This window comes from Desulfobulbus propionicus DSM 2032 (genome assembly GCF_000186885.1).
Lineage (GTDB): Bacteria > Desulfobacterota > Desulfobulbia > Desulfobulbales > Desulfobulbaceae > Desulfobulbus > Desulfobulbus propionicus.
Map to the genome: position 1 here is coordinate 1,170,208 of NC_014972.1, position 13,741 is coordinate 1,183,948.

Consider the following 13,741-nt stretch of genomic DNA (forward strand, 5'->3'; position numbering starts at 1 on the left):
AACGGGGAACGCTGCCGTGGCCCGGGAGTGGGCTAGAGCTCAAGATAGGGGTTGGTCCGCAGTTCGCGGGCCAGGGTGGACTGCGACCCGCCATACCCATGGCCGGGCCAGACCAGGGTCTCCGGCGGCAGGGGCATCAGACGGTTCTTGATGGCGTCGATCATCTGGCGTATGGAGCCCCCGGGAAAATCGGTGCGGCCGACCGCGCCGACAAAGAGGGTGTCGCCGGTGAAACAATGCGGCGGGCTATAGAGGCAGATGCCGCCCGGGGTGTGACCCGGCGTATGGATCACCTGCAATTGCTCCTGGCCCACGGTGATCAGGTCGCCGTCGTGAACGACGATGTCGACCGGCGGCGACTCGGGCAGGCCGAGAGAGGAAAAATAGTCACGGATGCGGGGATCGCCGAAATAGTCCACGTCCTCGGCGTGCATGACGATCTTGGCGCCGGTGGCCTGCTGGATGCGGCCGTTGCCGCACACGTGGTCTGGATGGCCGTGGGTGTTGATGATATGGGTGACCCGCAGGCCATGGCTGGTGCAATAGTCGAGGATGCGGTCCTCGTCGCCGCCGGGGTCGATGACCGCGGCCTCTTTGGTCTGGTCGCAGGAAACGATGTAACAGCAGACCCCCATCATGCCGACGGTGAGTTGTTTGACAAGCATAAACCTGATCCTCTGCGGTGGTTCCGGCGGCCGGATCGGGGTTCGGCCGCCGGAAGGTTGAATGGGCTATTATTTGAGGGAGGTGCCGCAACCGCCGGAGCTGCAAGCACAGCCACCGGCAAAGGGGTTGACCGTCACCGGACCGGGCGGAAGGCGCTGCTCGACCGCGGACACGACCGCGTCAAAGGCCTTGATTGCGGGGCTGTCCTCCTCGCCGGACAGATAGGGGGTGCCGGTGTCGCCGGCCATGACCACCCGGGGATCCATGGGCACCCGGCCAAGAAAGGGCAGGTCGAAGTCGCGCGCGGTCTGCTCGCCGCCGCCCTTGCTGAAAATATCCACGGTTTCGCCGCAGTGGGGACAGACAAAGCCGGACATGTTCTCGACCACGCCGACGATCGGCATCTCCACCGCCTTGCAGAAGTTGATCGACTTGCGCACATCGGCCAGGGCCACGGCCTGCGGAGTGGTGACCACCACCGCATGGACGCCGGGCATGGTCTGAGCCACGCTCAGCGGTTCGTCGCCGGTGCCGGGGGGCGCATCGACGATCAGATAGTCCAGTTCGCCCCAGTCCATGTCGGCGATAAACTGGCGGATGGCCTGAATTTTCAGCGGGCCGCGCCAGATGACGGCGTCGTCGCGGTTCTTCATCATGTATTCCAGGCTGACCACCTTGAGGTTGTCGCTGTACTTGAGCGGCGGGATCAGGTCGTCGGGGTTGGCCGGCGCTTCCAGTGAGCCGGTGAGGTTGAGCATCCGGCAGACGTCCGGTCCGTGCAGGTCGACATCCATCAGGCCGACCTTGTGGCCCTTTTTGGCGAGACACAGGGCCAGGTTGACGGCCACGGTCGATTTGCCAACCCCGCCCTTGCCGCTCATCACCAGAATTTTATTCTTGATTCTGCCCAAGGATCGGGTAATGGCGATATCCTGCTGGGCCAGCCGTGCGTCGGCTGAACTGCAACTGCTTTGTTGACCGCTCCCGCAGGAGCTACCACACGAACTGCTCATCTATTGCCTCCAACGATAAAAATGGTGGTGAAGAAAAAAGGGGGGAAATCGCGGTGCGCATCGCCCAATGGATTGTGTGTGCTTTCTCCAACAGGTTGCCGAAGGGCAAACGGTTCGAGCGGAAATCACAACCTCCGCGTTTGTTCCGCACAAGACGGGCAAGGGAACAAGTGGTCGAGCTCATCATGATTCGGCGCTATACATTAATGATGGCGAGTTGAAAAGCAAATAAAAAAACAAACCGTTCCCGGCCGGGGCCTGCCTCCGGTCGCCCTGTGTTTTTCTTGATTTGTAATTGCCGGAAAAGTTATAGTGCTTACTTGTATCGCATTGCCTCCCCGGCGGGAGACAGCGGTCGCGCTCGTCGCTGTCCGCGTGGCACGACGCGACCCGGATGCGGGCGTTTGTATCACCTGCGCGGCACAACCACCGCGTATTGAACCAGATGATTTCCGGAATGAGGCGCAAGGCAGGGAGGAACTGATGGATCCGTTCAGCAGAAAATTGTTGGAGGAGCTCGAGCAGATGCAGCAGCACACGGGACGCATCCTGCGATCCATGTCGTTGTCACGGATGATGCCGATGGAATCCGACGGCTGGCAACCGGCCGTGGATATCTATGAGGCCGAGAACCATATCTACGTCTACGCCGAACTGGCGGGTGTGGTCGGCGATTCCCTGCGGGTGACGGTGGACGGGCAGCAGCTTCGCATCAGCGGCTCGCGCCAACTGCCGCCGCACCAGTCGATCGCCTGCATCCACCAGCTCGAAATCGAGCTGGGCACCTTCCAGCGCACCCTCACCCTGCCGTCCGCCGTCGAGCTCGAAGGGGTCGAATCGACCTATACCAATGGCATACTTGTGGTGACCCTGCCGAAACGGATAAGGAAGGGTAAGGTGACGATCAGGATTACACCTGGAGAATGATATGGAACAGGAACAGCAAACTCCCCCGAAAAAGTTGGATCCCTCCCAACTGGAACTCCCTGAAACCCTGCCGATTCTGCCGTTGCACGGTTTTGTCTTTTATCCTGGCATGGGGTTTCCGCTCCAGGTGTCGAGCGAGACTTCCAAGCAGCTGATCGACGACATCCTCCTCGGTGATCGGATGATGGGGCTGGTGCCGAGCCGGCGCGAACAAACCCGTGACGAGGATGTTCTCGGTCCCGACGACCTGTACCAGGTGGGCGTGGTCGGGTACCTGCACAAGCTCAACAAGGCGCCCGAGGGGTATTACCAGATCCTGGTGAGCGGCACCAAGAAATTCGCCATCAGTGCGTTCGTCGACTCCCAGCCCTACATGCGGGCCAAGGTGGTCGAGGTGCCGATGGAAATTGTCGAGAACAAACAGATCGAGGCCTTGTTGTTCAATATCCGCACCCAATTCCAGAAGCTGGTCGGCGCCACCGAACTGCCCCAGGAGCTGGTGGCGACCATCAACAGCTTGGCCAACCCGTTCTATGTCGCCTACCTGGTCAGCTCGCAACTGAACCTGAAGATCGAGATGGAGCAGGAAATCCTCGAAATCACGCCGTTGCACGATCTGCTCCACCGGGTGGCCATGGAATTGGCCAAACGGCTGGAAACCGTGGAAATGAGCAACCAGCTCCAGGCCTCGATGAAAAAAGACATGGACGAGCGCCAGCGGGAATTCTTCCTCCGTCAGCAGTTGCAGGCTATTCGCAAGGAGTTGGGCGAGGGCGACGACGACAAGGTCGAGGTCAAGGAGCTCAAGGAAAAGGTGGCCGAAAAGGGGCTCAGTCCCCAGGCCCGGGCCGTGGTCGACAAGGAACTGGTGCGGCTGGAGCGCATTCCTCCCTCGTCGCCCGAGTACACCGTGTCTCGCAACTACATCGACTGGATCCTCGATCTCCCGTGGCTGGACTCCACCACCGACACCCTGGACTTGCTCAAGGCCGAGGCGGACCTCAACCAAGATCATTACGGCCTGAAGAAGATCAAGAAAAGGATCCTCGAATTTTTGGCGGTGCGCAAGCTCAAGGAAGACATTCACGGGCCGATTCTCTGTTTCGTCGGCCCGCCCGGCGTGGGCAAGACCTCGCTCGGCCAGTCCATCGCCCGGACCATGAACCGCAAGTTCGTCCGCATTGCCTTGGGCGGCGTCCGTGACGAGGCCGAGATCCGTGGCCACCGCCGCACCTACATTGGAGCCTTGCCCGGCCGGATCATCGAGAGCCTCAAGCGAGCCGGCTCCAATAATCCGGTCTTTCTGTTGGATGAGATCGACAAGCTGGGCAACGATTTTCGCGGCGATCCCTCCTCGGCGCTGCTCGAGGTGCTTGATCCGGAGCAGAACGCGACCTTCACCGACCACTACCTCGATATCGAGTTCGATCTGTCCAAGGTGATGTTCATCGCCACCGCCAACGTGCTCGATACCATCCCCGGACCGCTGCGTGACCGTATGGAGGTGGTCGAGCTGTCCGGCTATACCCAGCAGGAAAAGGTGGCCATCGCCAGCCGCCATCTCCTGCCCAAACAGCTGGAGGCCCATGCCCTGACCGAGGACGACCTGGAAATACCGGAAGCGGCCATCGAGACCTTGATTGCCTCCTACACCCGCGAGGCCGGGGTGCGCAACCTTGAACGCGAGATCGCCGCCATTTGCCGGGGCACGGCCGCCGAGATCGCCCGGGGGCGCAGCGAAAAGATGTTGGTGACTCCTGAAAAACTCTACGATTTTCTCGGGCCGCAACGCTTCTATCCGGAGATGAAGGCCCGCAGCTGGGGGCCGGGACTGGCCACCGGTCTGGCCTGGACCCCGGTGGGCGGTCAGATCCTGTTCATCGAAACCTCGAAGATGAAGGGGCGCGGCGGACTGACCCTCACCGGCAAACTGGGCGAGGTGATGAAGGAATCGGCCACCGCGGCCCTGACCTATATCCGGTCGCATGCCCAGGATCTGGGGGTAGACGAGGAGATCTTCGCCACGATCGATCTCCATGTACATGTGCCCGAAGGCGCCATTCCCAAGGACGGTCCCTCGGCCGGCGTGGCCATGGTGTCTTCCTTGGTGTCGGTGATCCTTGGCCGGCCGGTCCGCCAGGATGTGGCCATGACCGGCGAGATCACCCTGCGCGGCGATGTGCTGCCGGTGGGCGGCATTGGCGAGAAGGTGCTGGCAGCGCTCCGGGCCGGCATCAGGGAACTGATCCTGCCGGTGCTCAATGAGAAGGATGTCCTTGAAATTCCAGAAGACATCCGTCAGGGAGTGGTCTTTCACTACCCCCATACCATTCGTGAGGTTCTGGAGATCGCCATGGAAAAAACCGAGGCGCAACGCTGATGCTGGGCTGGTTCAAGAAAAAATTCGGCAAAAAGCCGGCCGAGCCGGAAGCGGTCGAACCGGAAGCGGTTGCCTCTGAACCGATGCTGGAAGCGACTGAGGAGGTCGTTGTCCATGCGGTTGTCCCTGAACCGGCGGTTTTAGAACCGATCGTCGAAGAGCCGATCATCGAACAGTCGGCGGTTCCTCCGATTGTTGTCGAGGAGGAAGCACCTGTTGCGGCAACCACGGAGCCCGCGGTCCTTGCCGTGCCTGATGATGTGGTCGAGCCGGAACCGGCGGTTTCTCCCGACGAAGAGATCGTCGTGGAGATGGTCGCGGCGGCAACGGAAGGAGGGGAGCCGTCTGTGGTCGAGGAATCGGTTCCAGAGCCGGTTGTCCTTCCCGCAGATCTGGAGATGGTCCCAGAGGTGGAAGCGGCGGAAGAACAGCCCGAGAGCATTGACCTTGCTCCGACGGTCGCCGAAATTGAGGTGGTGGAAGCGGACTCAGCCTTGGCTGAGGAGCGGGAACCGGCTCCGGAGGCCGTTGTCGCGGCCGTCATCGAAGAACCGCAGTCGCCCGCAACGGAAAGTCCGGCTGCCTCGGCGGTCGAAATGCCGGAGGAGGCTGCTTTCGAGGGAGAGCCGGAAGCGGATGTCTCCACCATCGAGGAGGAGCGGGCAACGGATCGTGAATCGGAAACGGCGGCCGTCGCGCAGGAGGCCATGCCGCCGGAGACGATGGGCGAGCACGACGAAGCGACCGAACAGGCCGACACGGCCGTTGAACCTGAACCAGCATCCGTCGAGCCCATTGTTCCGGCGGCGCCGCTTGTGGGCAGAACCCAGCAGAAGCCGGCGAACAAGTCGTTGTTCAAGCGGCTGCAGGAGCGGCTGGGCAAGACCAGGGACGCCTTCATCTATCGTCTGGACAGCCTTTTCCTCGGCAAGAAAGAGATCGACCAGGATCTGTTCGAACAACTGGAGGAGATCCTTATCACCGCCGATCTGGGCGTAGCCACCACCCTGGAACTCATCGATGGAGCCCGGAAAAAGGTCAAGCGCGACCAATTGAGCGATCCCCAGGCCCTGAAAGCCATCATTCGTGACCAGATCCTTGCCTACATCGAGGCCTCGGAGCAGCCGGCCGAGCTGGTGATGCCCGAGGAGGGGCCTTTTGTCATCATGGTGGTCGGCGTCAATGGCGTGGGCAAGACCACCACCATCGGCAAGATCGCCGCCAAATTCGTCCGCGCAGGGCAATCGGTGCTGCTGGTGGCTGGCGACACCTTCCGCGCCGCGGCCATCAACCAGCTGCGCATTTGGGGTGAGCGGGTCGGAGTCGAGGTGATTGCCCAGAAGCCCGGAGCCGATCCTTCGTCCGTGGTTTTTGACGGGCTGGAATATGGAACAAGCCATAACTACGACGTCATCCTCATCGATACCGCCGGCCGTCTGCACACCAGCGTCAACCTGATGGAGGAGTTGAAGAAGATCAAGCGGGTCATCGGCAAGAAACTGCCAGGCGCGCCGCACGAAGTGATGCTGGTGCTGGACGCCACCACCGGCCAGAATGGCATTTCCCAGGCCAAGCTCTTCCACGAGGCGGTGGGGGTCACCGGCCTGACGTTGACCAAACTCGACGGCACGGCCAAGGGCGGGATTGTGGCCAATGTCTGCCGGGAAACCAAGACCCCGGTCCGGTTCATTGGCATTGGCGAGCAGATCGATGATCTGCGCGATTTCGATGCCCGCGAGTTCGTCGAAGCCCTTTTTGCCGGGCGGGCGGAGGGATAGGCCCGTCGTCCGAGGCAGTTGAACCTGGTAGGGCCAGAGAACGACGGGCATGGCTGAAAGCCTCTCACCGTGCGCAGGCCGGATGTCCCCAAACGCATCTCTCACCCTTAAAACCACGAATGGTCTGTCGCACTAACCAGCGACGGACTCCTCCGATACTCGTAACAAATGGAATACCGACAACATAATCAACCCGGCTGCGGCGGCTGCCTGTTGCTGCTTGCCCTGCTGGCCCTGGTCACCGGCGGCGCGCCGGCCCTGCTTAACCTATTGGGGTTCCTCTTTTATTCCGGTCTGGCCGGCCTGTTGCTGCTCATTGGCGCCTTCTGGGCCTTCAGCTACTACATTCAACGCCGGGTTTCGACCTACGAGGCCTCGCAGACCGAAAGTCACAACCGCTTTGTTTTCCTCTTGGTCAACATCCTGGTCAAGATTGCCCAGGCCGACGGCCATTTCACCCGGGCGGAACTCAATGCCATCCTTAATTTTTTCCAACTTCATCTCCGCTACAACCAGGATCAGATGTACTGGGTCAAGCAGTTGGTCAAGGAGGCCAGGAACAATCCGACCGAGCTGCGCAGCCTGTTGGAGGAGTTCCGCACCAGTTTTGCCTACGAGCCGCGCCTGATCCTGCTGGAGCTGATTTACCAGATCATCTATACCAAGCAGCCGCCTCCGGAAAACGAGTTGCGTTTGGCCCGCGAGATCGCCCAATTGCTGGAGATTTCGACCTACGATCAGCGGACCATCGAAGCCAAGTACATGTACCGCCAGCGGCAGGAGGCCACCAGCGCCGCCAGTCTGGAAGAGCAGTACTACGCGGTCCTTGGCCTGGAACAGGGGGCTGATTTCGCCGAGATCAAGAAGGCCTACCGCAAGCTGTCGATGCAGTACCATCCGGACAAGGTGGGCCATCTGGGCGAGGAATTCAAGAAGGTCGCCGAGGAGAAGATGAAGGAAATCAATGTGGCCTACGGGTATTTTGAAAAGAAATTCGCCGGCAGATAAGGCCTGGAGACAGGCCGTTTGGCCGAAGACGAACAAGCGATAGTCGACCAACCCAAACAAGTGAGAGGACATGCAATGAGCGGTGTAGCCAAGAAGATGCGGACGTTTGCGGAAAATTCCTCCTGGATCCGGAAGATGTTCGAGGAAGGGGCGAAAATGAAGGCGCAGTTTGGCGCGGACAAGGTGTTCGACTTTAGCATCGGCAATCCCGACGTACCGCCACCGGCCAAGTTTTATACCGTGCTGCGCGAACTAGCGCAGGACGAGCAACCCGGCATCCATGGCTACATGCCCAACGCCGGCTATCCGTTTGTCCGCGAGGCCCTGGCCAAGCGGCTCGGTCCGGAGCAGGGCGTCACTCTGGGAGCCGGTGACATCCTCATGACCTGTGGAGCCGCCGGCGGCCTGAACATCCTTTTCAAGGCACTGCTCGACCCCGGCGACGAAGTGATCATCCTCTCGCCCTTTTTTGTCGAATACCATTTTTATATCGACAACCATGGCGGGGTGGCCAAGATCGTGCCCACGGACAAGGAATTCAACCTCGATCTGGCGGCCATCGAGGCGGCCTTGAACGAGAAAACCAAGATCGTGCTGATCAACAGCCCCAACAATCCCACGGGCCAGATTTACTCCGCCGATGCCCTCAACCAGCTGGGGCAGATGCTCGAACAAGCCGGCAAGCGGTTCGGCACCACCATCTATCTGGTGTCCGACGAGCCCTACCGCAACATCGTGTTTGACGGCCATCAGGTACCGCCGCTGATGCCCGCCACCACCAATGCCATCCTGGCGTCGTCCTATTCCAAGGAGCTGTCCCTGCCGGGTGAGCGCATTGGGTATCTGGTGGTGCATCCGCAGATGCACGACAAGGAGGCGGTGATCGGAGCGCTGACGCTGGCCAACCGCATCCTCGGTTTTGTCAATGCGCCGGCCCTGATGCAGCGGGCGGTGATGCAGCTGCAGGATGTGTCCGCCGACAACTCCATCTATGCCCGGCGGCTCGACGCCTTCTGCCAGGTGCTCGACCAGGCCGGCATGACCTATGTCCGGCCCAAGGGCGCCTTTTATCTGTTCCCGCAAACGCCGATCGACGATGTCGAGTTCTGCAAGCTGCTGGCCGAGCAAAAGATTCTTGCCGTGCCCGGCCGGGGCTTCGGCCTGCCGGGATACATCCGGCTTGCCTTTTGCGTCGATGAAAAGGTGATCGCCGCTTCGGCGCCAGGCTTCAAAAAAGCGATGGAGTTGGCGAGGAAGTAAGGAACTGGGATGACGTTTTGATCGTCCCCTGCTCCAGCGTGGGGACGCAGCCCTGGCCGCTCCCGCGTTTCCCTGGCAAGCAGATGACCCAAAACCAGGTTGGCGCGCTTGGTGCTGACCAAGCCACCTTGTATTGATTCGCCTGTACCTTCAAGACGATGCTTTTTTCTTGGAGGATACAGGACACCTTGAAAGCGCATTGGATTCGTTCGACGCACCGCAACAAAAAGGGGTGCCCTCCGGCAGGAAGGCGCCCCTTTTTGTTGCTTCGGAGCCATCAGGTCCAGCCCTGTTGGTTACCCCCGATCCGCCTTGCGGATCACCTCGCATAGGTCGTGGGCAATGGCGGTGATCTCCTGTTCGTCCTCGCCTTCGGTCATTACTCGGATGACCGGCTCGGTGCCCGAGGCCCGCACCAGGATACGGCCCCGGCCCTCCAACTTGCGTTCCGCCTTGTCGAGAGCCTCGGGAAAGCCGGGAATATGCTCGGGCGGAATCCGGGTGGCCATGCGCACGTTCTGCAACACCTGGGGGAAGGTGGCCATGATCGTGGCCAGCTCGGACAGCGGCTTGTTCTTCTTGATCATGATCGCCAGCAGTTGCAGGGCCGCCAGGGTGCCGTCGCCGGTGGTGTTGTGGTCGAGAAACACCAGGTGGCCGGACTGCTCGCCGCCGAAGTTGTACCCCTTGGCCCGCATGGCCTCGACCACGTAGCGGTCGCCCACCTGAGTGCGCACCAACTGCCCGCCCATGGACTTGATCGCCTGCTCCAGCCCCATGTTGCTCATCACCGTGGCCACCAGGGTCTTTTTCTTCAACTTGCGGCGGTGCATCAGGTCAGCCGCGCAGATGGCCATGATGTGATCGCCGTCGACGATGGTGCCGTGCTCGTCGCAGACAATCAGCCGGTCGCCGTCCCCATCCAGGGCCAAGCCGATATCCGCGCCCAACTGCTTGACCTTGGCGGCCATAACCTCCGGGTGCAGGGCCCCGCATTCATGGTTGATGTTCTTGCCGTCGGGATCGACGCCGATGGCGGTCACCCGCGCCCCCAATTCGGTGAACACATGGGGAGCAACCTTGTAGGTGGCGCCGTGGGCGCAGTCAAGGACGATATGGAAATCATCCAGCACGTAATCCCTGGGAAAGGTGTTTTTCAGGTAGACAATGTAGCGGCCGCCCGCGTCCTCGATGCGCGAGGCCTTGCCGATTTCGTCGGCCACCGGCCGGAGCGCGGCCATCTTCTGGGAGAAAATCAGATCCTCGATGTCCGCTTCCAGCTCGTCGGGCAGTTTGTAGCCGTCGGCCGAGAAAATCTTGATGCCGTTGTCCTGAAAGGGATTGTGCGAGGCGGAGATGACCACACCCGCGTCGGCCCGCATCGAGGTGGTGATGAAGGCGATGCCCGGCGTGGGCAGGGGGCCGACCAGTTGGACGTTGACCCCCATCGAACAGATGCCGGCGGCCAGGGCATTCTCAATCATGTAGCCGGAGAGCCGTGTATCCTTGCCGATGACGATAGTGTTGCCCTTGACCTGATTCTTGACGATGAAGGCGATGGCTCGGCCAATCTGCATGGCGATTTCCGAGGTCATGGGGTAGATGTTGGCCACGCCGCGCACGCCGTCTGTTCCAAAGAGTTTTTTCATGTTGTCTTCCTGTCGAAAAAAAGGGGTGTCCCGTTGATCAATGATGAAATTGAACCGGTCAGGGCAGAATCCGCACCGTGTTCGGGGTGATGGTGACGATCACGATGGGTGCGTGTCCCGGCAGATTGATGCCATGAACCTGCACCGGTAGCTCGTTGTTGGCGCTCTTGGCCGCGGCGTTGACCGAGGCCCGGAACAGCATGACCAGTTCCGGGGTTGCGTGAACGATCTGTTCCGGGATATCGGCCTCCACGCTCACCGTAGCCGGGGCAAGTTTGCCGGTGGGCAGGTCGCCCGCCTTGATGTTGATCGGCACGTCGCGCACGACCTTCCGCACCATGATCTCCCTGATCACCACATTGGCCTCGACCACCGTTTCGCCAAGGAGCTTGAGCAGGGCCTCGTTGAGGTCGAGATGGACTTGAAAGGTGCTTGAGCGGTCGGCGCCCTCAAGGTCGATTGTCGAGGTGCTCAGGGCCTGTTCCTTGTCGACGACGGTCTGCGGCCCGGTGACGATGATATGGGCGGGACTGAGGGTCAGGCGTTGCAGCTCGAAACCGGCAGCGGGTTTGCCTTTGGTGACCGGAGTGATGGTCAGGTCTTTGTGGACCAGCCGGTCCACCAACAGGGTGATGTTGGCCGGTTGAACCCGCTGCACGGCAATGCCCCGGGGCAGGGCAATGGATTCGGGCTCGTTTTTGATGACCAAGGCCCCCGGGGTGGCTTTTTCCAGGTTGATCGGCAAGGAAATGTTTTGCCGCCGCATCTCCTGGATCAATCGCCGCGGGCCGCTGACCGCCACCTCGATCTCCTTCTTGTACTGGTTGGCGATCACCAGGTCGGCGGGGAGATTGCGCAATTCCAAGGGGATGGTGACGACCAAGTCCACCCGGTCCTCACCGACCACGAAATACCACAGACTGGCGCCGATGATCAGGGAGAGCAGCTTGAGCAGCCAGTGCCGGGTAAGAACAGTAAGATCAGGCGTCGTGCGCATGGCGTTTCCAGAGGTTCAGCCACGATGCCCAGAGGGTGCTCGCGCTCCGAGGCGTCATCAGTGCCCCAAGGGCGGAGCGCAAGGTTTTCTCGTCGTGAAAGGGGGTGATCCGGCCTTGTTGCACCAGGGAGATTTCCTGGGTTTCCTCGGAGACCACGATGACAATGGCGTCGGTCTCCTCGGACAGACCGAGCGCGGCGCGGTGACGGGTGCCGTAGCGCTTGTCGATCCGGGGATTCTGCGACAGCGGCAGCAGGCAGCCGGAAGAATGAATCCGGCCCTTATGGATGATCACCCCTCCGTCGTGCATGGGCGAGGCGGGCAGGAAGATAGCCACCAGCAGCTCGGCACGCAGACGGGCGTCAAGCCGATGGCCGGTGTCGACATAGTCGCGCAGGCCGGTGCCCCGCTCGATGACGATCAGGGCTCCGATGCGGCGTCTGGCCATGTAGGTGGCCGCGCGGACGATTTCGTCCAGGTCCTTTTCCGCCATGTCGACTGTCTTGTGAAAGGGCGTTTTGCCCATCTGGGTCAGGGCACGGCGGATGTCGGTTTGGAAGAGGATGACCAGGACCACCAGGATGGAGCCGAGAAAGGTTTTGAGCAGCCAGTGCAGGGTTTGCAGTTCAAACTTGCCGGCAAGGAAATAGATGATAATAATGAGCGCGATGCCCACCAGCATCTGCACCGCGCGGGTGCCGCGAATGAGCAGCATGATCCGGTAAATGATGAAGGAAACGATAAGGATATCGAGGATATCCAGGAGTCGCAGGAAACGGATCGCGTCAAGCATCGGCGGCCGGGGCAAGGGTGAACGGGATCGGAAACGACTCTGATATGTAGCACGTCGGCTACCGATTGAACAGGGGAAAGTAGGGCCGACCCGACAACCGCCCGGCAACGGAAAGCGGCAAGGGATCGACCGTCATGCACAACCCGGAGGAGAACCATGATAGAACAACTTGTCCGCCAGACCAGAACGGTTCGGCGGTTTCACCAGGATCGGCCGCTTGATCCAGCCATGCTGCACCGCCTGATCGATCTTGCCCGTCTGGGCGGTTCGGCCCGCAACGCCCAGGTGTTGAAATACACGGTGGTCACCGACGGGCGGCTGTGCGGGCAGCTGTTTCCCCTGCTTGGCTGGGCAGGGTATCTGCGCGACTGGCCGGGACCGGCGGAAGGGGAACGGCCGCCGGCTTATATTGTCTGCCTGCTGGACAACGAGCTGCTCAAGGGGCCGCAAACCGAGGCCCACTTCGATCTGGGCATCGCCACCCAAAACCTGTTGCTCGGCGCGGCCGAGCAGGGGGTGTTCGGCTGCCGTATCGGCGCTTTTTCAGCGGCGGCGGTACAGCGGCTGCTGCAACTGTCTGATCGCTTCACGGCGCTGTTGGTGGTGGCCCTCGGGTATCCGGCGGAAACCGTGGTGTTGGAAGAGATGGGCGCGGACGGCGATATCCGTTACTGGCACGACGAGCGGGAAGTGCATCATGTACCCAAACGGCCGCTTGCCGATCTGTTGGTCGCCCCCCCGGAGGAGGCGTGAGCCAGGCCGATATGCTGCACCTGCTGGGCTTGTTGTCGGTGGTGACCTTTGTCGGCAGCCTGATCGCCGTTCCCTGGTTGATCGGCCGGATGCAGCCGGATTACTTTCTTACCCACTGGCGCAAGGTCGATGCGCGTCACCGCCGTCATCCGGCCTGGGCCCTGGCGACCCTGGTGGTACGCAATACCCTTGGCCTGCTGCTGGTCCTGGCCGGCATCGTCATGCTGGTCCTGCCCGGCCAGGGACTGCTGACCATGCTGATCGGCGTGTGCGTGATGGATTTTCCCGGCAAGCGGAGACTGCTCGTGCGATTGGTGGACAATCAGACGCTTCAACGGGCGCTGAACTGGGTGCGACGTAAAGAGGGCAAGACGGAGTTTGTTTTTACGGAGGAGCGGTAGAGAGGCGGTTATGCCAACTCTTCGTAGAAAAGAAACAACTATTCGATGTAATGAAAAAGAAAGCCCGACAATTATTGTCGGGCTTTCTTGTCAAGCGATATTAAGTGATTCGACGA

The 13,741-nt window shown here is 60.8% G+C and carries 12 protein-coding genes; 7 read left to right on the top strand and 5 right to left on the bottom strand.

Annotated elements, in window-relative coordinates:
• Positions 1 to 32: 32 nt before the first annotated feature.
• Both DESPR_RS05175 and DESPR_RS05180 read right to left on the bottom strand, forming a co-directional pair.
• Entirely contained in the window at positions 33 to 665 is a 633-nt protein-coding gene (locus DESPR_RS05175; RefSeq protein ID WP_015723759.1) for an MBL fold metallo-hydrolase, read from the bottom strand.
• Positions 666 to 734: 69 nt separating this feature from the next.
• Positions 735 to 1,679: an Mrp/NBP35 family ATP-binding protein gene (locus DESPR_RS05180; RefSeq protein ID WP_015723760.1), complete on the bottom strand. Its 945-nt coding sequence runs from the start codon at positions 1,677 to 1,679 to the stop codon at positions 735 to 737.
• Between the two features lie 483 nt (positions 1,680 to 2,162).
• On the opposite strand from DESPR_RS05180, the gene DESPR_RS05185 reads away from it, so the two are divergent.
• The 5 genes from DESPR_RS05185 (at position 2,163) to DESPR_RS05205 (ending at position 9,032) form a co-directional block, all read left to right on the top strand.
• Positions 2,163 to 2,606 (top strand): Hsp20/alpha crystallin family protein, encoded by a 444-nt coding sequence (locus tag DESPR_RS05185; protein WP_015723761.1) that lies wholly within the window; start codon positions 2,163 to 2,165, stop codon positions 2,604 to 2,606.
• A gap of 1 nt (position 2,607) precedes the next feature.
• A complete protein-coding gene (lon, locus tag DESPR_RS05190; protein ID WP_015723762.1) occupies positions 2,608 to 4,986 on the top strand; it encodes an endopeptidase La in 2,379 nt (792 codons plus the stop codon).
• Positions 4,986 to 6,764 (top strand): signal recognition particle-docking protein FtsY, encoded by a 1,779-nt coding sequence (ftsY, locus tag DESPR_RS18910; protein WP_015723763.1) that lies wholly within the window; start codon positions 4,986 to 4,988, stop codon positions 6,762 to 6,764. The genes lon and ftsY overlap by 1 nt, the downstream gene beginning before the upstream one ends.
• A 168-nt stretch (positions 6,765 to 6,932) precedes the next feature.
• Positions 6,933 to 7,772 (top strand): DnaJ domain-containing protein, encoded by an 840-nt coding sequence (locus DESPR_RS05200; protein ID WP_015723764.1) that lies wholly within the window; start codon positions 6,933 to 6,935, stop codon positions 7,770 to 7,772.
• A gap of 75 nt (positions 7,773 to 7,847) precedes the next feature.
• A complete protein-coding gene (locus tag DESPR_RS05205) occupies positions 7,848 to 9,032 on the top strand; it encodes a pyridoxal phosphate-dependent aminotransferase (protein WP_015723765.1) in 1,185 nt (394 codons plus the stop codon).
• 296 nt (positions 9,033 to 9,328) lie between these two features.
• On the opposite strand, the gene glmM is transcribed toward DESPR_RS05205, so the two are convergent.
• From glmM to cdaA, 3 genes are read right to left on the bottom strand one after another with little or no spacing between them, the layout of a single operon-like run.
• Positions 9,329 to 10,681, bottom strand: coding sequence for a phosphoglucosamine mutase (glmM, locus tag DESPR_RS05210; RefSeq protein ID WP_015723766.1), 1,353 nt, complete (start codon positions 10,679 to 10,681; stop codon positions 9,329 to 9,331).
• Between the two features lie 58 nt (positions 10,682 to 10,739).
• Entirely contained in the window at positions 10,740 to 11,678 is a 939-nt protein-coding gene (locus DESPR_RS05215) for a CdaR family protein (RefSeq protein ID WP_015723767.1), read from the bottom strand.
• Entirely contained in the window at positions 11,662 to 12,471 is an 810-nt protein-coding gene (cdaA, locus tag DESPR_RS05220; RefSeq protein WP_015723768.1) for a diadenylate cyclase CdaA, read from the bottom strand. The genes DESPR_RS05215 and cdaA overlap by 17 nt, the downstream gene beginning before the upstream one ends.
• Before the next feature lie 156 nt (positions 12,472 to 12,627).
• Between cdaA and DESPR_RS05225 the strand changes: the two genes are divergently transcribed.
• Entirely contained in the window at positions 12,628 to 13,224 is a 597-nt protein-coding gene (locus DESPR_RS05225; protein WP_015723769.1) for a nitroreductase family protein, read from the top strand.
• Positions 13,221 to 13,625 (top strand): PGPGW domain-containing protein, encoded by a 405-nt coding sequence (locus tag DESPR_RS05230; protein WP_015723770.1) that lies wholly within the window; start codon positions 13,221 to 13,223, stop codon positions 13,623 to 13,625. Before DESPR_RS05225 ends, DESPR_RS05230 begins: the two co-directional genes overlap by 4 nt.
• Positions 13,626 to 13,741 lie beyond the last annotated feature (116 nt).

Coding starts and splice junctions, on each gene's coding strand:
- DESPR_RS05175 (WP_015723759.1), bottom strand. CDS start 665: ATGCTTGTCAAACAACTCACCGTCGGCATGATGGGGGTCTGCTGTTAC.
- DESPR_RS05180 (WP_015723760.1), bottom strand. CDS start 1,679: ATGAGCAGTTCGTGTGGTAGCTCCTGCGGGAGCGGTCAACAAAGCAGT.
- DESPR_RS05185 (WP_015723761.1), top strand. CDS start 2,163: ATGGATCCGTTCAGCAGAAAATTGTTGGAGGAGCTCGAGCAGATGCAG.
- lon (WP_015723762.1), top strand. CDS start 2,608: ATGGAACAGGAACAGCAAACTCCCCCGAAAAAGTTGGATCCCTCCCAA.
- ftsY (WP_015723763.1), top strand. CDS start 4,986: ATGCTGGGCTGGTTCAAGAAAAAATTCGGCAAAAAGCCGGCCGAGCCG.
- DESPR_RS05200 (WP_015723764.1), top strand. CDS start 6,933: ATGGAATACCGACAACATAATCAACCCGGCTGCGGCGGCTGCCTGTTG.
- DESPR_RS05205 (WP_015723765.1), top strand. CDS start 7,848: ATGAGCGGTGTAGCCAAGAAGATGCGGACGTTTGCGGAAAATTCCTCC.
- glmM (WP_015723766.1), bottom strand. CDS start 10,681: ATGAAAAAACTCTTTGGAACAGACGGCGTGCGCGGCGTGGCCAACATC.
- DESPR_RS05215 (WP_015723767.1), bottom strand. CDS start 11,678: ATGCGCACGACGCCTGATCTTACTGTTCTTACCCGGCACTGGCTGCTC.
- cdaA (WP_015723768.1), bottom strand. CDS start 12,471: ATGCTTGACGCGATCCGTTTCCTGCGACTCCTGGATATCCTCGATATC.
- DESPR_RS05225 (WP_015723769.1), top strand. CDS start 12,628: ATGATAGAACAACTTGTCCGCCAGACCAGAACGGTTCGGCGGTTTCAC.